Source organism: Streptomyces mangrovisoli, assembly GCF_000974985.2.
GTDB classification, from domain to species: Bacteria; Actinomycetota; Actinomycetes; order Streptomycetales; family Streptomycetaceae; genus Streptomyces; species Streptomyces mangrovisoli.
This window is the reverse complement of sequence record NZ_LAVA02000090.1, coordinates 123,888-143,482: the sequence shown is the minus strand read 5'-3', so window position 1 is coordinate 143,482 and position 19,595 is coordinate 123,888. Positions and strand designations below refer to the sequence as shown.

The 19,595-nt window shown below is 70.9% G+C and carries 21 protein-coding genes; 14 read left to right on the top strand and 7 right to left on the bottom strand.

What is annotated here, in order from left to right; translation table 11 throughout:
- Positions 1-58: 58 nt before the first annotated feature.
- Complete coding sequence (locus WN71_RS31650; RefSeq protein WP_046583826.1) at positions 59-2,146, top strand: glycosyltransferase family 2 protein; 2,088 nt, start codon at positions 59-61, stop codon at positions 2,144-2,146.
- A 27-nt stretch (positions 2,147-2,173) separates the two neighbouring features.
- Positions 2,174-2,770 (top strand): dTDP-4-dehydrorhamnose 3,5-epimerase, encoded by a 597-nt coding sequence (rfbC, locus tag WN71_RS31645; protein ID WP_046583827.1) that lies wholly within the window; start codon positions 2,174-2,176, stop codon positions 2,768-2,770.
- Positions 2,771-3,395: 625 nt separating this feature from the next.
- Here rfbC and WN71_RS31640 read toward each other — a convergent pair.
- The 4 genes from WN71_RS31640 to WN71_RS31625 are packed head-to-tail and all read right to left on the bottom strand — an operon-like array spanning position 3,396 to position 5,568.
- Positions 3,396-4,064: a dihydrofolate reductase family protein gene (locus WN71_RS31640; protein ID WP_046583828.1), complete on the bottom strand. Its 669-nt coding sequence runs from the start codon at positions 4,062-4,064 to the stop codon at positions 3,396-3,398.
- Positions 4,064-4,570, bottom strand: coding sequence for an SRPBCC family protein (locus WN71_RS31635; RefSeq protein ID WP_046583829.1), 507 nt, complete (start codon positions 4,568-4,570; stop codon positions 4,064-4,066). The genes WN71_RS31640 and WN71_RS31635 overlap by 1 nt, the downstream gene beginning before the upstream one ends.
- 3 nt (positions 4,571-4,573) lie before the next feature.
- Positions 4,574-4,915, bottom strand: a complete 342-nt coding sequence (locus tag WN71_RS31630; RefSeq protein WP_046583830.1) for an ArsR/SmtB family transcription factor — start codon at positions 4,913-4,915, stop codon at positions 4,574-4,576.
- Between the two features lie 56 nt (positions 4,916-4,971).
- A complete protein-coding gene (locus WN71_RS31625) occupies positions 4,972-5,568 on the bottom strand; it encodes an HD domain-containing protein (RefSeq protein ID WP_046583831.1) in 597 nt (198 codons plus the stop codon).
- Positions 5,569-5,744: 176 nt separating this feature from the next.
- Here WN71_RS31625 and WN71_RS31620 point away from each other — a divergent pair, with 176 nt between their 5' ends.
- From WN71_RS31620 to WN71_RS31600, 5 genes are all read left to right on the top strand, one after another.
- Positions 5,745-7,361 (top strand): multicopper oxidase family protein, encoded by a 1,617-nt coding sequence (locus WN71_RS31620; protein ID WP_079178255.1) that lies wholly within the window; start codon positions 5,745-5,747, stop codon positions 7,359-7,361.
- A gap of 69 nt (positions 7,362-7,430) precedes the next feature.
- Positions 7,431-7,889: a PH domain-containing protein gene (locus WN71_RS31615; protein WP_046583925.1), complete on the top strand. Its 459-nt coding sequence runs from the start codon at positions 7,431-7,433 to the stop codon at positions 7,887-7,889.
- A gap of 152 nt (positions 7,890-8,041) precedes the next feature.
- Positions 8,042-8,476 (top strand): MarR family winged helix-turn-helix transcriptional regulator, encoded by a 435-nt coding sequence (locus tag WN71_RS31610; protein WP_046583833.1) that lies wholly within the window; start codon positions 8,042-8,044, stop codon positions 8,474-8,476.
- Positions 8,473-9,036: a hypothetical protein gene (locus WN71_RS31605; protein ID WP_206300193.1), complete on the top strand. Its 564-nt coding sequence runs from the start codon at positions 8,473-8,475 to the stop codon at positions 9,034-9,036. The genes WN71_RS31610 and WN71_RS31605 overlap by 4 nt, the downstream gene beginning before the upstream one ends.
- Positions 9,033-9,449 carry a VOC family protein gene (locus tag WN71_RS31600; RefSeq protein ID WP_046583834.1) on the top strand — a complete coding sequence of 139 codons (417 nt, stop codon included), beginning with the start codon at positions 9,033-9,035 and terminating at the stop codon, positions 9,447-9,449. The genes WN71_RS31605 and WN71_RS31600 overlap by 4 nt, the downstream gene beginning before the upstream one ends.
- Here the strand turns inward: WN71_RS31600 and fxsT are convergent.
- From fxsT to WN71_RS31585, 3 genes are all read right to left on the bottom strand, one after another.
- Complete coding sequence (gene fxsT, locus WN71_RS31595; RefSeq protein WP_052742932.1) at positions 9,427-11,796, bottom strand: FxSxx-COOH system tetratricopeptide repeat protein; 2,370 nt, start codon at positions 11,794-11,796, stop codon at positions 9,427-9,429. The genes WN71_RS31600 and fxsT overlap by 23 nt on opposite strands.
- A gap of 5 nt (positions 11,797-11,801) precedes the next feature.
- On the bottom strand, positions 11,802-12,209 hold the full coding sequence (locus tag WN71_RS31590) for a hypothetical protein (RefSeq protein ID WP_046583835.1): 408 nt from the start codon (positions 12,207-12,209) through the stop codon (positions 11,802-11,804).
- Between the two features lie 150 nt (positions 12,210-12,359).
- Positions 12,360-12,599, bottom strand: coding sequence for a substrate-binding domain-containing protein (locus WN71_RS31585; RefSeq protein ID WP_071369898.1), 240 nt, complete (start codon positions 12,597-12,599; stop codon positions 12,360-12,362).
- 170 nt (positions 12,600-12,769) lie between these two features.
- Here WN71_RS31585 and WN71_RS42350 point away from each other — a divergent pair, with 170 nt between their 5' ends.
- From WN71_RS42350 to WN71_RS31555, 7 genes are all read left to right on the top strand, one after another.
- A complete protein-coding gene (locus tag WN71_RS42350) occupies positions 12,770-12,934 on the top strand; it encodes a hypothetical protein (protein WP_206300192.1) in 165 nt (54 codons plus the stop codon).
- Between the two features lie 428 nt (positions 12,935-13,362).
- Complete coding sequence (locus WN71_RS31580; RefSeq protein ID WP_052742933.1) at positions 13,363-14,163, top strand: ABC transporter ATP-binding protein; 801 nt, start codon at positions 13,363-13,365, stop codon at positions 14,161-14,163.
- Between the two features lie 18 nt (positions 14,164-14,181).
- Complete coding sequence (locus WN71_RS31575) at positions 14,182-14,790, top strand: SRPBCC domain-containing protein (RefSeq protein WP_046583837.1); 609 nt, start codon at positions 14,182-14,184, stop codon at positions 14,788-14,790.
- The gene (locus WN71_RS31570) at positions 14,787-15,644 is read left to right on the top strand and encodes an HpcH/HpaI aldolase family protein (RefSeq protein ID WP_046583838.1); all 858 of its coding nucleotides are present in this window, start codon (positions 14,787-14,789) and stop codon (positions 15,642-15,644) included. The genes WN71_RS31575 and WN71_RS31570 overlap by 4 nt, the downstream gene beginning before the upstream one ends.
- A gap of 182 nt (positions 15,645-15,826) precedes the next feature.
- Positions 15,827-16,906, top strand: a complete 1,080-nt coding sequence (locus WN71_RS31565) for an amidohydrolase family protein (protein WP_046583839.1) — start codon at positions 15,827-15,829, stop codon at positions 16,904-16,906.
- Entirely contained in the window at positions 16,903-18,561 is a 1,659-nt protein-coding gene (locus WN71_RS31560; RefSeq protein WP_046583840.1) for a thiamine pyrophosphate-binding protein, read from the top strand. The genes WN71_RS31565 and WN71_RS31560 overlap by 4 nt, the downstream gene beginning before the upstream one ends.
- Positions 18,558-19,556 carry an ABC transporter substrate-binding protein gene (locus WN71_RS31555; RefSeq protein ID WP_143074893.1) on the top strand — a complete coding sequence of 333 codons (999 nt, stop codon included), beginning with the start codon at positions 18,558-18,560 and terminating at the stop codon, positions 19,554-19,556. Before WN71_RS31560 ends, WN71_RS31555 begins: the two co-directional genes overlap by 4 nt.
- Positions 19,557-19,595 lie beyond the last annotated feature (39 nt).

Below are 19,595 nucleotides of genomic sequence, written 5' to 3'. Positions count from 1 at the left end.
CGCGGAGCCCGAGGGGGTCCTCGCGACATCAGTGAGCAACGGAGGAGTGAGACGTCACGTGCCGATCAAAGTGAGTGTGGTGATCCCGGTCTACAACCCGGGCCCGTACATCGAGGACTGCATCGCCTCGCTGCTGCGCCAGAGCCTGCCGGACGACGAGTACGAGGCGATCTTCGTCGACGACGGCTCCACCGACGAGACGCCCGCACGCCTCGACCGGCTCGCCGCCGAACACCCCCACATGCACGTCGTCCACCAGGAGGGGTCCGGCTGGTCCGGCAAGCCGCGCAACGTCGGCATCGCCGCCGCCCAGGGGGAGTTCATCCAGTTCGTCGACAACGACGACTGGCTCGGCGACGAGGCCCTGGAGCGCATGTACGACTACGGCGTGAAGAACGGCGCCGACGTGATCGTGGGCAAGATGGCCGGCAAGGGCCGCCCGGTCCCGCGCGAACTGTTCCGCAGGAACCGCCCGCACGCGAACGTCGAGAACGCCCCGCTCATCGACAGCCTCACCCCGCACAAGATGTTCCGCAAGGCGTTCCTGGACGAGCACGGACTCCGCTACCGGGAGGGGCGCCGCCGCCTGGAGGACCACGTCTTCGTCACCGAGGCCTACCTGCGCGCCGAGAACGTCGCCGTCCTCAGCGACTACCTGTGCTACTACCACGTCAAGCGCGAGGACGCCTCGAACGCGGGCTTCCAGCGCTTCGACCCGGTCGGCTATTTCCAGAACCTCCGTGAAGCCCTCGACGTCGTCGAGAGGTTCACCGCGCCCGGCCCGCTGCGCGACCGGCTCTTCCGCCGCTGGCTGCGCAACGAGATGGTCGAGCGGATGCGCGGACAGCGCGTGCTGAAGCTGCCCGACGACTACCGCCGGGAGCTGTTCGCCGAGATGCGCAAGGTGGTGCTGGAGCGCTTCGGACCCGGCGTCGCGGCCGGTCTGCAGCCCACGCAGCGGATCGTGGCGGGCCTGATAGCGGCCGACCGGCTCGCCGACATCGAGGAGTTCGCCCGGTGGGAGGCGGGGATCAGGCCCACCGCCGTCCTGGAACACCTCGGCTGGGAGAACGGGCGACTGGCCATCCGCTTCACCGCCGAGTACACCTCGGGCGGCGAGCCCGTCACCTTCCGCGCCGACGGCGACCAGGACCTGCTCGTTCCGCCGTTGCCGCGGACCAGCCTGGACGCCATCGCCCTGCTCGGCGCGGACACCTCGGCCCCGTTGGCCAGATCCAGGGTGGATCTCGTGGTGCGCGAGCGCGCGACCGCCGCGGAGTTCTTCCAGCCGGTCGAGCTGACTCGGGAGAAGGTCGCCGTGGAGGGGGCGCATGGCCTGGAGAGTCCGGGCGGTCCGGCGGCCCTGGGCGGCAGCGGGGCGGGGCGCTTCCGGCAGGTGCTGCGCGCCACCTCGCGGATCGACCCGCTGTCGGCCGCGAACGGCGGCCCCCTGGACGCGGGCGTCTGGGATGTCCTCATCCGCATCGGCTCCTGCGGCTGGAGCAAGGAGACCCGCCTCGGTTCGGTGCGCCGCGAGGAGGCGGGGCGCGGGCGCGCTGCGGCCGTCGTCGGGCCGCCCGGCCGCGTCGTGGTGCCGTACTGGACCGATCCGCACGGCAACCTCTCGCTCGACATCGGCGGGAAGACCGGCAGGATCCCGTACGAGTTCACCGAACTCGCGCCCGCCGACGTCACGGTGACAACCGGGCCGGACAGCCTCACTGTCGCGCTCCCCGTGCACGTCCAGGGAGAGACCGGGGCGGGCCTGAGACTCACCCGTGCCGCGACCGGCCGTCTCGTCGATCTGCCCGGCACGCTGAGTGCCGGTGAGTCCGACCGGGGCGGGCTGACCGTCGGCGCGGTCGACCGGGCTCGGTTGAGTGTGGGTCTGCCGATCGGTGAGCTGGCGGGCGGCACGTGGCGGCTGGCGCTGCTCCTGCCCACGGCCGGGGACATCCCGCCGGTCGGCCTTCCGCTGGCGCTCGACGTCTCCGCCGACGGCCTGGCCACGGTCGGACGCCCGGCCGATGCCGCCACCGGCCTTGCGGCGACGGGCCCCGGGCGGCGGAGCCCCGCCGCGCGCCTCGTCGCCTCGACGTTCCTGCGCCGCGCGGCGGGCAGGCTCCGCCGCGCGCTGAAGAAGTGACCTGACCGAACGAGTAAGGATCAACACGTGCGACCACTGGGCATCGAAGGCGCTTGGGTGCTGGAGCCGAAGGTCTTCCCCGACGAACGCGGCAGTTTCCACGAGTGGTTCCAAGGCCCCGGATTCCGCGAGGCGACCGGCCACGACCTCGACCTGGCGCAGGCCAACTGCTCCGTCTCCAAGCGGGGCACCCTGCGCGGCATCCACTTCGCCGACGTGCCGCCGGGCCAGGCCAAGTACGTCACGTGCGTGCGCGGGGCGGTACTCGACGTCGTCGTCGACATCCGCGTCGGCTCACCGACGTACCGGCAGTGGGAGGCGGTCCGGCTCGACGACCGGACCCATGCCGCCGTCCACCTGTCCGAGGGGCTCGGCCACGCGTTCCTCGCCCTGACGGACGAGGCGACGGTGGTCTACCTCTGCTCGCAGGGCTACGCCCCCGAGCGCGAGCACGGTGTCCATCCGCTGGACCCGGACCTCGCCATCGAGTGGCCGCCGGGCGTCGAGCCGCTGCTGTCCCCGAAGGACGCGCAGGCGCCCACGCTCGCCGACGCCGAGAGGCGGGGCCTGCTCCCGGCGTACGAGGACTGCGTCGCTTACCGGGGGAGCCTGCGCCGCTTTTGACGGAGTGTCGGCACCGGGCCGCAGGCAGGGCGCGCAAAACGGCGTGCCCAAGGGTGAGACACCGGTGTGGGAACACAAAGTGATATTGCAGCGCCCTATTCGCCGGGGCGTACGGCCAGTATCGTTCCGGAAATTGGAGCGATGGCGGTCCTCGGAGGTGTCACGGCCGTGTGGGAACGAAGTGGCGCCATGGATCTACAGTCCTCGCCCATACTGTGCCGGAATATGTCCCCCGATCACCGCTCCACGACCGAATTGATACTCCTCGACCCACGGCGCGCCGTCATAGGGCGGCTCCGTTTCCGTATATGCGCCGCCTGTCGTACCGGGCTGATATTGGACGTCTGGATTCTCGACAGATGGCAGCGCCGGGGACTCGGGCGAGAACTCGTGCACACTCTTGTCGCACGTCACTCCGGTGTGCGATGGAGCACCACCCGGAAAACCCCGCAGGGGCAGTCCTTCTTTTCGGCGATGAGTCAGGAGACATCGGTCGGATTTCCGCAGTCCGGCGGTTTGTGTGCGCATCTGCCAGGACCCTTCACCCGCGTCTGGCGCCGCCTGACCGGCGGGCGCACGTCCGCCTCGGCCACCCCCGCGGCCCGCTGATCGCCAGGTGGCGCGGTTAGCGTGGCCGTACCGCGTAGGTCAGATGGGTCACCCGCCGGGTCGGCACCGCGCGGAGCGGCTCCAGCGCGATCCTCGACGCGTCGACGCCGTCGAACAGGCGGGTGCCGGCACCGAACAGCACCGGGGACACGGCGACCGAGAACTCGTCGACCAGTCCGGCGTTCACGTACTGGAGGATCGTCGTGCCCCCGCCGGCGATGCGGACGTCGCGGTCGCCCGCCGCCTCGCGGGCCCGGTCGAGGGCGCGCTCGATGCCGTCGTCGACGAAGTGGAACGTGGTGCCGCCGGGCCGCTCCCACGGGTCGCGCTTGGTGTGCGTCACGACGAAGACCGGGGTGTGGAACGGCGCCTCCGCCGGCCACGACTGCTCGCCGAGGTCGAACATCCGCTTGCCCATGACGCTCGCGCCGGTGCGCTCGAACGTCTCCCGCGCGATGTCGTTGTCGGGCCCTTCCTCGCCGCCCTCGCCCAGCCCCGCGTTCTCCCGGAAGAACCGCTGGGGGAGGAGCCACTGCTGCAGTTCCATCCACTGCGCCATCCAGCGCCGGACGTCTGGGTCGTTCTGCCTGGCGGGCGCGAACAGCTCGTCCTCGACGGGTACGGGCTCGGGCGCGACGAACCCGTCCAGCGACATCGAGACGCTGAAGAACACCTTGCCGGCCATCAGTTCTCGCCTTCCTTGCGCAGGGTCTCGGCGACGTAGGCCGCCAGGTTGCTCAGGGTCTGCTCGCCGCCCTCGACCGCGTGGTACTTCTCGACCGCCTCGTCGCGCAGCCGCCTGGTGGGGAACAGGGTGCGCATCACGATCCGGGTCGCCGCGCCGTCCGGCTCGAACGTGATCACCGACTCGAAGGCGTTCGGGTCGTCGCGCACCTCGCCGTGCAGCAGCTCGATCCGTTCGGGCGGGGCGATCCGCACCCAGCGGATCCACTCGGCGTAGTCCGTCCCGTCCGGCCCGTGCAGCACGAAGACCCACTCCCCGTCCTCGCGGAACTCGAAGGACCGCGTGGTGGTGGTGAACCCGGCCGGACCCCACCATCTCGACAGGTGCCGGACCTCGGTGAAAGCCTCGAACACCAGCTCCCGCGGAGCGTCGATCACCCGGGAGATCACGATCTCCCGGTCGGCCGTCGTCGGCCCGCTGCGCGTTTCCTGCCCTGCCCCTGTCATCGGTCAGTCCTCCTGCCGTGTCTGCTTGAGGTCCTGCACATAGGAGTCCAGCCGGTCGAAACTCTCGTTCCAGAACCGCTCGAATCCGCCGACCCACTCGTGCACCGGCCGCAGCCCGCGGGCGTCCAGGCCGTAGAGACGCTGCTTGCCCGCCTCGCGGACCTGTACCAGCCCCACTTCCCGGAGCACCCGCAGGTGCTTGGACGCCCCCGGCTGGGTCATCCCCAACGTCCGGGCCAGGTCGTTCACCGGTCGCTCTCCCGCCCGCAGCAGCGCCAGGATGTCCCGGCGCTGCGGCTCGGCTATCGCGTTGAAGACGTCCGATGTCGTCGCTGCTCGTGCCATGGCAACGATCGTATTCCCATATCGGCATACGTCAAGCGGGGGGAAGGGGTGAGTCCTCAGCCGTGGACAGGGAAGGACGCCTGGAAGGCGAGGCGCTCGTCGGCCGTCTCGCCGATGCCGGTGAGGACCTCGTCGAGCGCGATGAACTCCTCCCATGCCGCACGGCCGGTCGCCTCGCTGAGCCGGGCCACGACGATGTCCTCCAGGCCGGGAACGCGCTTGTTCTTCCAGATCTTGTCGGCGAGGCTGACCAACAGGTCGTCCGGGCCGATCTCCGGGTCCGTCCATGACGCGTGGGTCGCGGCGAAGCGCGCCAGTTCCGGGCTGACGCCGTGCTCGAGCAGCAGGGCCTGCCCGGCCTTCTCGTGCGCCGACCCGGGCCCGGAGAGCTCGGCGACGTGCACCGTCTTGCCTATGTCGTGCGTGGCCGCCCCGAAGAGCACCGCCTCGCGGTCGAAGTCCAGCGCGGGGCAGTGCTGTTCGACCCATGCGACCAGTTGATGGGCGACGTCGTGGACGGCGCGCAGGTGGGCCGCCAGCCGGGGCGGACTCCCCAGCTCCGACAGAAGCTCGGCGACACGTTCCGGGAGGGGGAGCAGGGGTGGAGTGGTGGTGTCGCTGATGGCTCTGGCGAGGCTGGTGTTCGCTGGCATCGCGTCAGGCTAACGCGGGCTTACGGCCTTTGGGTGGCACGCCGGCGTACGCCCCTTGCGCGGAACGCGGTCCCGGCCTCGCGCGGGGAGGCACACCTCAGGGGGCGTCGACCGTCGGCGGCCGCAAGCCGTGTTCTCCACGGGTCTTGCCGCCTCACGGGCTAGTTTGCCCAGCTATGGGACATGATGATCATTGGATCGGCCGTCGTTCGGTCCTGAAGGCTGTTCCCGCCTCGGTGCTGGCGACGATGACGGGCACGGCCCGGGGCAGGGCGAGTGGGAGGCGCGCGGCCACGTCCTTTCCGCAGCCGGAGGTGTGGCTGTCGGGCCAGGCGACGGGTTCGACGGCACCGCCGGTCCTGGCGGGAACGCTCGACGTGCGGTTCACGGACATCGACGTGCCGGGCTACGGGCCGGTGCGCACGCGGACGTACAACGGGAGCGTCCCGGGGCCGACGCTGCGGGTACGGGGCGGGCATCAGCTCCGGCTGACGCAGGTCAACGGGCTGCCGCCGAACGCACCTTCCAGCGGAGGCGGAGGCCACAACACACCGCACCACGCGAACAGTTTCAACCTGCACACCCACGGCCTGCACGTCAGTCCGTCGGGGGATGCCGACAACGTGCTGCGCGAGTTCGCGCCGCGCACCGCGGAGGAGGCGGCCGCCGGTGTCGCGGAGCCGCAGTACGTGACGAGCATCCAGGTACCGCACGGTCATCCGGCGGGCACCTACTGGTACCACCCGCACCTGCACGGATCCACGGCCGAGCAGATCGTGGGCGGAATGGCGGGCGTGATCGTCGTCGAGGGCGACGTCGACGAGGTCCCGGAGATCCAGGCGGCCGCCGACATCGTCGTGTGCATCAACGAACTCAAGCTCAAGGACGGCAGGGTGCCCGCCTTCACCTCGGGCGGCTGGACGGCGGGCGTCCCGTCCACCTTCACCGTCAACGGCACGGTCAACCCCACCCTGCGCCTGCGGCCGGGGGAGGTGCAGCGGTGGCGGTTGGTCGCCGCGACCGGGTTCACCGCCCTGAGCCTTTCCCTCGCCGGCGGCGACGGCGCCCCGACCGTGCATCAGATCGCCCAGGACGGCATCACCTTCCCCCGCCCCGTCGCCCTGGACCGGGTGGAGTTGGCGATGGGCAACCGCGCCGACGTCCTGGTCCGCGCCGGCGTGCCCGGCACGTACGAACTGCGCGCCCCCGGGCTGCCCGGTCCGCTGATGACGGTCGAGGTCGCCGGCGATCCGGTCGTGCCGCCGATGGCCCTGCCCGCCGTACTGCCCGCGGGCAGACCGTTCCTCGACGAGCGGGACATCACGGACCCCGACGCCGACCGGGAAGTGATCCTGCACGCCGACGCGGGCGTCTTCGCCGGCGCGTTCCCCAACGCCTTCCGCATGCTGGGCACCGGTGCCACCCCCGCGGCGGATCCCGGCGCCGACCTCACCCGCGACCCGGCGTACGGCCTGTTCGACCCGTCCTTCACCAACCACACCCTGCGCCTCGGCACGGTCGAGCGGTGGAATGTACGCACCGACGAATCGCTGCCGGCGCACGGTCATCCCTTCCATCTGCACACCAATCCGATCCTGCTCACCCACCGCAACGGCGTACGGCTGGATCCTCCCGTCTGGCACGACACGATCGGCCTGACCGGCGGCACGCCCGGAGACCGGGTCACCTTCCTGGTCCGTTACGACGACTTCACCGGCCGAACCATCGCCCACTGCCATCAGCTCCACCATGAGGACCTGGGCATGATGCAGAGCGTCGAGTACGTGGAGTAGGCCGGGGCCGGGGCAACTTGTCCAGTCGGGCTGGTCGTTGTTCAGGCGCACGTCAATACCATCGTGACCATGCCGGACATCTGGATCGGCTTCAACTCCGCTGACCGTCGCAGGTATTGGTGGCGAGCCGGTATCTCGGCGCTGGTCTTCGCCGGGGTGTTGGTGTGGACGGGCCTCACCGTGCCGGCGTCGGGTGCACGGTTGTGGGTCGGTGCCTGCGTGGTCCTCTTCATGGCCGTGGTCCTCAGTTGGATCAACCTGATTTATGGCCGGGTGCTCCTGACCGCGGAGGGATTGGAGTTCCGCACCTTCGTCCGCAGGCGATCGGTTCCCTGGAGCGAGGTCGCCGGTGTCGAGAGGCGGCAGCGCGTGTCGCGGAGCGGAACCTGGACCGAACTTCGAGTCACCAGGGTGGGCAGACGCCCGCTGGTGATTCCGGGGACCGTCACCAAGCGCAGGAAGGATGCGGAGCTGGATCGGAAGCAGGCCGTCATCGAGGAGCGGTGGTCCCGCGCCGCGGGGGGCTGAGCGACCTCAGTCCGGGGGAGGGCGCCCGGCGCCGGAAGGGAAGTGCGCGCTCGTCCGGCGCCCGTACGACCATCCCCACGCGGGCTGCCCTGCGTGCGCCTGGCTTGCGTCTTGCTTGCGTTCAATACTCCGATATCGTAATATCCGAAATCGTGAAGTCCGAATCCGTATCATCGCGACGGCCCGCGCTGCTGGCCCTGCAGCGCGCCACCCACGCCACCCTGCGCCTGATCGCCGCCGAACTCGTCGACCTCGACCTGACCGCCTCCGAGATCAACGCGCTGGCCAACCTCGCCGACGGCCGGGGCCGCACGGTCTCCCAGCTCGGGGCCGCCGTCGGTGCCCGGCCCACGACGCTGACCAGCGTGCTGGACCGGCTGGAACGCCGCGGCCACATCACCCGCGGCACGCGCGCCGAGGACCGCCGCTCGGTGCTCGTCGAACTCACCGACTCCGGGCGCGCGGCGGCCGCCCTGATCACCCGGACCCTGACCGACATCGAGCACCGCGCGCTGGACGGCCTGCCGCCCGAGGCGATCGCCGGCTTCCACGCCGTTCTGGACGCGCTCGTCACGGAGGCGTCATGACCCCGCACGACCACCACCGCCCGCGCCCCGGTCGCGCGGCGCATCCCCACGGCCTGCTCAGGACGCTGACCGCCCCGCTCACGCGTCTTCGACGGCACCTGCGCGCCGGACACGGCGCGGACCGGCAGACCTCGCCGTTCGACGCCTTGATGGGGGAGGTGATGGCGAACGCCGAGCGGTTCGGGCACCGCCAGCACGTCCATCTGACCTGGCTGGCGGTCCGGCGCTACGGCACCGGTGCGGCGGTCGACCTCGTCAGCGACGGCATCCGGCGCACGGCTCGCTACGCGGGCGCCCCGCAGAAGTACAACGCCACCGTCAGCCGGGCCTGGGTCGAACTGGTGGGCCACCACGCCGACCAGTCGGACGCGGGCGACTTCGACGCCTTCGCCGGGCGGAACCCCGCCTTGTTCGACAAACGGCTCCTCACCCGCTTCTACCGGTCCTCGACCCTGGCGGGCGACACGGCACGCACCGGCTGGGTCGAACCGGACCTCGCTCCGTTCCCCTGGCACCGAGCCGATGGCGAAGGCGCGCGTTCAGCAACTGGAGCGCCATGACACGGCCGACCGGCGGGATGCTCCACCATGTCGAGATCTGGGTGCCCGATCTCCACCGCGCCACCCTCTCGTTCGGGTGGCTGCTGGAATCCCTCGGCTACTCACGGTTCCAGAACTGGAGCAACGGACGCAGCTGGCGGCTCGGGGCGACCTACCTCGTCCTCGAACAGTCACCCGCCCTCACCGCCGACCATCACGACCGGTGCCGCCCCGGCCTGAACCATCTGGCGTTCCACGTCGACCACGACGGGGTGGAGGCGCTCGTCTCCGAGGCTGCGCGCCACGGTTGGAGCCTGATGTTCCCCGACCGCCACCCGCATGCCGGCGGCGACCAGAACTACACGGCCTACCTGGAGAACGCCGACGGGTTCGAGGTCGAACTCGTCGCCCTCAATCCGTCGGCAGCGGAGTGACGGTGGCCTGGCGCGGCACCATGCGGTCGAGCTCCCTCTGGAGGGAGCAGGTGACGGGGTGGTCCCGGCCCAGCACACGCCGAGCCTCACCTGCGGCCGTCGTCATGAGGGGGAGGGCCTGGTGCTTGTCGCGCGCGTTGTAGTGCGCGGCGGCGAGATCCCGGCGGGCGAGGATCGTGGCGACGGCGTCCCGGCCGTGCAGCCGCTCCCGGTCGGCGAGCAGCGCCGTGAGCAGAGGGAGCGCCCGTGCGTGGTTACCGGCGGCCGCGTAGACACGGGCGAGGTTCTCGCGACTCTGGAGCGTGTTCGGGTGGTCGGCGCCGAGTGATCGTGCGAAGCCTTCGACGGTACGCCGGTTCAAGGACGCGGCACGGACCAGATTCCCCACCCGGGCGTACGCGCCGGCGGCGTTGCCGACCGCCATGAGGGTGGTGGGGTGGTCCGGCCCGAGCACCCGCTCCAGGTCGGGAAGTACGGCTCGGAAGCCCGCGATCGCCTCGTGGTGGCGACCGGCGGCTTGATGGGCGTCCAGGAGCATCGCACGCATCTCCAGCACCTCGTACTCGGCGGTGCCATCGGCACGCCGGAGTTCCCCAAGTGCCCCTTCGATCATGCTGATCGCCTTCTCGGGTTCTCCCACGTCCTGCCAGGTGTGTCCCAGGTTGCCGCGGATCATCGCCAGGGCCCGCGGGCCGGCCGGTCCCTTGGGATCCATGTCGGCGACGAGCTCCTCGTAGATCGTGATCGCCCGGTGGGGATCGCCCGCGTCGTGGTAGGCGTGCGCCAGGCTGTTGCGCGCGCTGCAGAGCATCTTGAAGTCGCCTGGATTCGATGGTGTGTTCGGGTTGCTCGTGAAGTGCGGGAGCATCTCCTCCAGGAGCTCGATCGCCAAGGGAGCCTCCCCGCCGCCCTGAAGCGCGTTCGTCAGGTTGACCAAGGCGGCGAGGGTCCGTCCGTGGGCACGACCGAAGACGGCCGCTGCGCTGTTGACGGCACGGAAACCGAGGTCGGCAGCGGTCTGGTACGCGCCCTGCCGTTCGAGGAAGGTCGCGGTCAGGACGAGGAGGTGCGCCAGCGACGCCGTGTCCGCCTCCACCGGCACGTACGTCGCCATCGCGGCGACGTGCGGGAGAAGCGTGCGCCATGCGGGCCAGTCGGCGGGGTCCTCCGTCTCGGGTGCCGCCGCCGCGAGCCGGTCGATCGCGAGGGTGCGGGCTGCCTCGACGTCCTCGGGCGTGCGGTGCGGGTCATCCGGGTCCGGCGTGCGGGCGACGAACTGGACCAGCGGATGGACCGTCAGGGCGTCCGGCGCGGCCACGACCATGCTGTATGCGGCGAGGGCGCGCACGCCCTCCCGTACCTCGCGCGGTGAGCCGATACCGTCCAGCAGGCGCCGTGGGATGCCTTCGGACGAGTACCAGGCCAGCACGCGCAGGATCTGCGCCGCCCACGGCCGCTGAGCCAGGCGGTCGAGGGTCACCCGCCAGACCCGGGCGATCGTGCGTTCGGAGTCGGTGCCCTCCGCGGCGTCCTTGAAGGTGTCGGCCGGCGCTTGACCGAGCAGTTCGAGGTAGTCGCCGATGCCGATGCCGCACTCGGCGATGTAGGCGCCCGCCTGTTCGATGGCGAGCGGCAGTCGCCCCAGCCGTAAACACAATTCATCGGCCTCGGCGGCGAGTTCATCGTCCTCTCGGCCGAGGACGCCCAGCAGCAGTTCCTTCGCCTCGTCCGGCTCCGGCGGGCCGAGGCGGTCGGCCTGTCCGATGTGGTGCCAGCCGGTGGTGAGGCGGCTGGTGACGATCACGCAGCCATTGACCGCCCCGGCCAGTAGGCCGCGTACGTCGTCGATCCGGTTGACGTCGTCCAGGACCAGCAGCCACCCCTCGTGCTCGCGCAGCCAGCCGAGCGCGCGATCCCGCAGGGTCTCGGCCGGAACCCCGGGGCTCGACGCCGGCTCCAGGGCCGTGGCGAAGGCCGTCAGCCCGGACTCGAGGGCGGTGACGCTCGCCGCGCTCAGCCACAGGACCTGGGTGAACCGCCCGGCTCGCGTGAGGGCGTACCGGGCGGCCAGAGTCGACTTGCCCGTGCCGCCCAGGCCATGGAGGACGTGCACCGCTCCGCCTGTCCGGTCCTCGAACAGGTCGTCCAGCCGGGCCAGTTCGGACGCACGGCCGACGAACAGCGGGGACCGCCACGGCACGCCCACCGGTCCCGCCGTCGGGGTCACCTCGCGGATCGGCGTCGACGGCACCGGCGCGACCGTGACTTTGCCGATCTGCACGTTGAAGGCATGTGGACCCGTGGAGACAAGACCGTTGTTGACGCCGATGTCCAGGCCGTCGGTCATCGTGCTCAGTCGCGGCGCTGAATGTTGATCGCGTTGTCGCCCGTCGAGACGATCCCCTCGTTCGACCCGCTCACCACGACGGCACCGGCGCCCTGCGCATGAGCCCCGCCGGCCAGCAGGGAGGCGAGCTCGGCCCGCAACTCGGGGTCCTCCCGCAGTGCCCGTCCGAGATGCAGCCGCAGGGCCGCTCGAGCGTCTTCCCGCTCCTCGGGCGCCGCCTCCGCCAGATCACGCACCGCCGACTCCACGGCGGTGTGCCGCCCGCGCCGTAGCAGCCGCGCCACCAGCCGCTGCCCCAGCCGCACCGTCCCCTGCGCGGCAAGCTCCTCGGACTGCGTCAGCACCCGAGCCCCGTACGCCGTGGTCGCCGCGCTGATCACCGTCACCGCCTGGCCCACCAACTCAGCCGACATCCCCCGCCCCTCGTCCGTGAGGAATCCGGCGCGCCGCCACCAGCGGCCCCGCCCGACTCCCCATCGCTTCCCGCCCCACCATTCTGGCACCGGGCGCACACCCGTGAGGCGGTGTCGGAGGAGCTGCCGGATCGCTCCGCGTCGAGTTGGTCAAGCAGGGCGAACCAGCGATCGACTCGCCGGGCGCACGCCGCGGACTGTTCCTGAAACGGTGTCGGAGTTCTGCTTGGCATAGGTCGAGCGGGTGACCACCACCTGCCCGTAGCCGGCGTAGGAGCCGCTCCATTCGGGCACGGTCCGGGAGTTGGCCATCACGATGCCGTCACCGGAATGCTGGATCTGCAACGGCAGCGGTTCCGAGGTGACGAACCAGTCGATCCGCCCCTCCATCAGGGCGGTCCTGTCCGCGCTGGGGCTGGGCAGCGACACCCATCTGACGAACCGCAGGCCGACCTTGCCGTCGGCCCGACGGCGGCGACCTGCAGGTGCTGACCAGCAGCGGCGCCAACGACGGCCACACAGTGTGGAGTTACGACGGCCGCATCCTCTAGAGCAGCGGCATGTACGGGTTCCTGGAGGAGGCGGCCCTGTACGACAACACGTTCCAGCCCTACGGCCAGATCATGGCCATGAACGCCGACGGCTCCGGCAAGCAGCTGCTGACCGACAGCCAGTGGGAGGACTCGATGCCGCTCCATCTCCCGCAGAGCGTGCTCTCCCCGTGAGCTGACGCCCGGCGCCCCGGTCGCCGCATCCGAATCCTGCCCGGCCGGCCCAGAGGTGGGTCGGCCGGGCAGCCGGTCTTCCGCCGACCGCGCAAACCCGGCTCTCATCTGCGGAGTTGCCCCTCGGGCTGCGCATCACATTGTCCAACAGTCCTAAGTGTGGGGTTGGTTGAGGTTGGGGCGCACATCGGGTTTTTCTTGCAGGCATCTTGCCGGAGTGGTTCGGGAGCGTTACGTTCCCTGCAGTTCTTGTCGGACAATCCACTTCGAGAACGTGCTCAACTGGGCCTGCCTACAGGCGGCTTCAGTCGGCCGCGCCCACAGGCTCCCGGCGCAGCGCCACCGGGGCCGACCGCGTCGGCCACCCATCCACCGCACGAACGACGGGCCAGGCCGCCCTCCGCAAAGGGCGGGCCGAGGAGACGAAGATGTCGACCACACAGCGTGCCCCGGAGACGGAAGCGCTCCGCTTCGAGAACGTGACCCTGGAGTTCCCGGGCAGCCACCGCCCCGCCATCACGGACGTGTCCTTCCGCATCAAGCGCGGCACATGCGTCGCCGTGATCGGCCCCAGCGGCTGCGGGAAGAGCACCCTGCTCAATCTGGCCGCCGGCCTTCTCTTCCCGACCGAGGGCCGGGTCCACTTCGGCGGCGAGGAGGTGAGGGCCGTCAACTCGGAGGCCGCATACGTGACCCAGCAGACCGACCTGCTGCCGTGGCTCACCGTGAAGGCCAACATCGGCCTGGCCCTCAAGTTCCGCAAGGTGCCCAAGGCGGAGCGCGAGGAACGCATCGCGCACTGGGTCGACGTCGTAGGGCTGACCGGATTCGAGAACCACTACCCGCGCGAACTGTCCGGCGGAATGCGCAAGCGCTGCGCGATCGCCCGTGCACTGATCTACGAACCCTCCATCGTGCTGATGGACGAGCCCTTCGGCCCCCTCGACGCCATCACCCGGCTCAAGCTCCAGCAGGAACTCCTCAACCTGTGGCAGGAGCAGCAGGGCACCCTCGTCTTCGTCACCCACGACCTCAACGAGGCCCTCTACCTCGCCGACGAGGTGGTCGTGATGTCGGACGGGCCGGGCACCGTCCGCCGTACCCTCCCCGTCCCCTTCGGACGCCCCCGCACCATCGGCTCCCTCGTCGAATCGCCCGAGTTCTCGGAGCTCTACAACGACCTGTGGAGCCTGTTCACGTCCGACGCCGAGGCGACCGACGCCGCCTAGCGTCCAGAGAGGTCCCCCTTGATATCCATCGCTGAAAAGATAGATGTGCCGAGCCCGCCGGCACGGGTCTGGGAGATCATCTCCGACCCCTCGGCCGTCGTGTCCTGCGTCGGCGGCGCCGAACTCGGCGAGTCCCACGACGACGGATCCTTCGACGGCGTCCTCGTCGTCCGATTCGGCGGCATCAGGGTCAAGTTCGCCGCCCGCATCACGCTGGAACTGGACCAGGACGAGCGCGAAGGCCGGCTGACCGCACGCGGCAGGGACGGCCAGGGCGCCACCCGGTTCAGCGGCGGCGCGGTCTTCCGGGTGACCGAGGACACCGTGACCGGCGGCACGCAGGTGGCGATGACCGGCGAGATGAACCTCTCCGGCAAGCTCGCCCCGCTGATCGAGTCGGGCGCCGGTGTCGTGGTGGCCAGGATGGCACGCGAGTTCTCGGCGGCGCTTGTCGAACGCTGCGCGCCCACGGACACCGCCGACGCAACCCCCATCGCCGCCCCAGCCGAGCGCCCCGGACTGTGGCAGCGCCTCCGCGCGCGGCTGGCCCGCCTGTTCGGCCGCGACCCGTCCCCGACCCGTCCCGGCAAGGCAACCTCCACCCCTTCCCGAGGAGTCCGTCCGTGACAGCCCGGCTCAACAAGGTCATCGCCCATCTCGGCGCGGGCCGGCACGTCTTCGCGTCGTTCTCCCCAGCCGACCCCGCCGCCGCGCTCGACTTCGCCACCACCTCCTACGACGCGCTCGTCTTCGAGACGGAACACAAACCGTGGGACGCCATCGCGCTGCGCGACAGCTTCCAGTACCTCCTCGACCGGCGGCAGATCCGCAGCTCCGACGAGCCGGGACCCGCGATCACCCCGATCGTGCGGATCCCCGTCAACGGCGCCGAAAAGGCCCAGTGGCACGCCAAACAGGCCCTCGACCTGGGCGCGTTCGGTATCGTGTGGCCGCACATCTCGACCGTCGACGAGGCCCGCAACGCCGTGGCCGCCTGCCGGTATCCGTCGCTGCCGGGGGAGCCCCGGCACGAGCCGGCCGGGCTGCGCGGCGACAGCCCGAGCGCCGCCGCCCGCTTCTGGGGCATCTCCAACCAGGAGTACTACGAGCGCAGTGACGTCTGGCCGCTGGACCCGGACGGCGAAGTGCTCGTGGCCCTCATGATCGAGGACCAGCAGGGCATCGCGAACCTGCCCCGCATCCTCGACGAGGTACCGGGGATCGGGCTCGTCATCGTCGGCGAGGGCGACATGAGCCAGGAACTCGGCATCCCGCGCCAGTACGACCATCCGCGGATGCTCGCCTGCAAGCGACGGATCCTCGACACCTGCGTCGAGCGGGGCGTCCCGGTGGGCCACCCGCACGTCACCGCCGACAACGTCAAGCAGGTGCTCGACGACGGCTACCGCTTCCTGATGACCGCCCCCGTGCGCACCTACCCCGGCCTGGACCTGGCGCGTTCCCTCACCGGCCGCGCCTGACCGCCGGTCCTCCGGGCCGCGCCTGACCATCGGTCCCCGGGCCGCCCCGGACGGCGCGTCCGCCTCAGCCGCCCCGGCCGCCTCCGGCCGGCGCAGGTCCCGGCCGGCCTCCTCGAGCCGCAGGCTCAACCCTCCCCGTGTACCCGTGCGGCTTCCTGCTGCCCTCCCACCAAGGAACCCCCATGCTCATCGACTGTCACGGTCACTTCACCACCGCCCCACCCGCCCTCGGCCGATGGCGGGAGAAACAGATCCGCGCCTTCGAGGACTCGGGCGCCCGCGTCTCACCCGACGAACTGACCATCGGCGACGACGACATCAGGGCCGTCATCGAGCGGGGTCAGCTCAAGCTCCAGGACGAACGTGGCACCGACGTCACCCTCTTCTCGCCCGGCGCCGGGAAGATGGCCCACCACTACGGCGACGCGCGGACCAGCCTGGACTGGTCCCACGTCACCAACGACCTGATCGCCCGGGTGTGCGCCCTGTTCCCCGGCCGCTTCGTCGGCGTCTGCCAACTGCCCCAGTCGCCCGGTGCCGGACTGGAGGCGTCGGTCCACCACAGCGTCGCCGAACTGGAGCGCTGCGTCCGGGAGTTGGGGTTCGTCGGGGCCCTGCTCAACCCGGACCCCTCCGACGGCAACTGGCAGGCGCCGCCGGTCACCGACAAGGTGTACTACCCGCTGTACGAGAAGCTGGTCGAGCTGCGCGTCCCGGCCATGCTGCACGTCGCGATGTCCCGCAACCCCGCCCTGCAGGGCACCTGCGCGCACTACCTGGCCGGTGACACCGCCGTGTTCATGCAGCTGTGCCAGTCGGACCTGTTCCGGGACTTCCCCGACCTCCAGGTCATCATCCCGCACGGCGGCGGCGCCGTCCCCTACCACTGGGGCCGCTACCGGGGCGTCATGCAGGACCAGGGCCGCCCTCCGCTGGAGGAACTGGTCCTGAACAACGTCCACTTCGACACCTGCGTCTACCACCCGCGCGGGATGCAGCTGCTGACGGACGTCGTCCCGGCCCGGAACATCCTGTTCGCCTCCGAGATGATCGGCGCCGTCCGCGGCGTCGACCCGGAGACCGGACACCACTTCGACGACACCAAGAGCATCCTCGACTCCGTCACCGGCCTGTCCGACGCGGATCGCCGGCTCATCGAGTACGGCAACGCGCTCCGCGTGTTCCCCCGCCTCGAAGACCACCTCCAGGACCTCTTGAAGGACCACCCGCACCGCGCGAACCCGGAGGCGACCACCCGATGAAGGTCTACGAGGCCATGGCCGAGGCGTTCCTCGCGGAAGGCACCCGCGACGTCTTCGGCATGATGGGCGACGCCAACATGCACTGGATGAACGCCCTCGCCGAACGCGGTGTGCGGCTCTACGAGGTGCGGCACGAGGGCTCCGGCCTGGGCATGGCCGACGGCTGGGCGCGGGCCGCCGGGCAGCCCGGCGTCATCACCACGACCAGCGGCCCCGGCGTCTCCCAGCTCGCCACCTCGATGATCGTGGCGGCGCGGGCGCGCACCCCGCTGGTCGCGTTCTGCGGCGAGACCGCCTGGGGCGACAAGGCCGCCGCCCAGTACCTCGACCAGGGCCGTTTCGCCGCCGCCATCGAGTGCGCCTACCTCCACCTCGACCGCGCCGACCAGGCGCAGGAGGTCGTCCAGAGCGCCTTCCACCTGGCCCGGACCGAGTCCCGCCCGGTCATGATCAGCGCCCCGATGGACATCCAGACGCACGAGTTCGGCGACGTACTCGACACGCCGTACGTGCCCTCGACCGAACTGATCGACCGGCAGCGGCCGTTGCCCGATCCCGAGCGCATCGCACGCGCCGCCGACGTGGTGCAGGCGAGCAAGCGTGTCGTGATCATCGTGGGGCGCGGCGCCCGGCAGGCCGACGCGGGCGAGGGTGTGCTGCGGCTTCAGGAGCGTACGGGCGCCCTGATCGCCACCACACTCCAGGCGAAGAACTGGCTGCGCGAGCGGACCGAGCACCACGTGGGCATCTCCGGGCTGTTCGGTAACCGGGTGGCGATGGAACTGCTCCAGGAGGCCGACTGCGTGATCGCGGTCGGCGCCAGCCTCAACCACTACACCACCGAGGCCGGTTACCTCTTCCCCGAAGCCACGTACGTGCAGATCGACTCCGCCGAGCACTTGATCATGGGCAACGGCGCCGCCGCCGACGTCTACGTCCGCTCCGACGCGGTGACCGCGCTGGCGGCGCTGGAGCGGGAACTCGCGAGCCGCTCCGTACGGATCGAGGGCTTCCACACCGCCGGGGTCCGCGGCCGGCTGGCCGCACCGCTCGTCGATCCGGCCGACCTCGTCCGCGAGCCGGGACTGATCGACCCGCGCGAGGCGATCACGGTGCTCGACGAGCAACTCCCGGGCGAGATCGACCTGGTGCTCGGCAGCGGACACCAGACGGACTTCGGGACCATGCTGTTCCAGCGCTCCCGCGAGATCGTCTCCAACTACGGGATGTTCGGCGCCATCGGCCAGGCTCCGCTGCTGACCATCGGGAAGATCGTCGCGGACGGCGGCCGGCCCTCCTTCGTGGTCGAGGGCGACGCCAGCTTCCTCATGCACCTTCCGGAGTTCGAGACCGCCTGCCGCTACGGGCTGCCCCTGCTGGTCGTCGTCATGAACGACGAGGGCCTCGGCGCCGAGTACCACAAGTCGGCGGCCAAGAACCTCGACCCCGAACTCGCCGTCATCCCGACACCGGAACTCGGCGCCGTGGCCGTGGCCCTGGGCGGATCGGGCGCCACCGTGCGCACCACGGACCAACTGCGTTCCGCACTCGCCGAGTACGTCCGCGAACCCCGCCCCACCGTCATCGACGTCCGCATCACCCGCACGGTGCTCAGCCCGCCCTACCGGCGCCTCTGGTACGGCGAGGACGTATGAGCAGAGCCAGGAGCGAGGAGACCGCGACCGTGAACACCCCTGCGGCGGACCGCGACACGCCACTCGTCCAAGGCCACGAAGAGCCGCACGTCCGGACCGGCGAGACGCTCGACGTCCTGCTCGGCGACTACCCCCACACCCGCGTCCTGAGAGACGGCACGATCCCCGTGGCGGGCGCCGACTGCCGCTTCCTGTCCGCCTCCCCGCTGCACACCGCGTTCCCACGGATGGTGCGCGCGCTGGAGTTCGACGTCTGCGAGATGCCCGTCGCCACCTACCTGATGGCACGTGACGCGGGCGTCCCCCTCACCCTGCTCCCGGCCGTGCTGATCGGCGCCACGCACCACCACTCGCTGACCCGGCTGCCCGACGGGCCCGAGCTGGACGTGCGGCGGCTCGCCGGGCGCCGGATCGGGGTGCGGTCGTACGGCCAGACCACCGGTCTGTGGGTGCGCGGCATCCTGCGCGAGGACTACGGCGTCGAGGCGTCGGACGTCACCTGGGTCACGACCGAGGACGCGCACGTCGACACCTACGTGAACCCGCCGAACGTCCGGCGGTCCTCGGCCGGCGGCGTCGCCGCCCTGCTGCGGGCCGCCGACGTGGACGCGGCGGTGCTCGGGCCGCGCGCCATCGGTGTCCAGGGCGTCCCCCTGGTGCCCGTGATCGAGGACGCGGAGGAAGCGGCCGCCGCATGGGTCGAGCGGCACGGCACGGTGCCCGCGAACCATCTGCTGGTCGTCCGCGACGACGTCCTGCGCTCCCGCCCCGACGCGGTCACCGCCCTGTTCCGGGCGCTCGCCCGGGGCATCGACGAGACAGTCGGCGAGCGGGACCCCGCCACCCCGGCGGGCCGGGCGGTCACCGCCGGCTGCAGCGACTCCCTCGCCCGCTGCCTGGAGATCGCGGCCCGCTACGCCCTCGAACAAGGACTCGTCCGCACCCCCGTCGACCTGGACCGCATCCACAAGGACGTGGCGTTCCTCGACGCGTGAGCGGACCGGCGACCCATCCCACGAGAAAGGAGCCGGCAG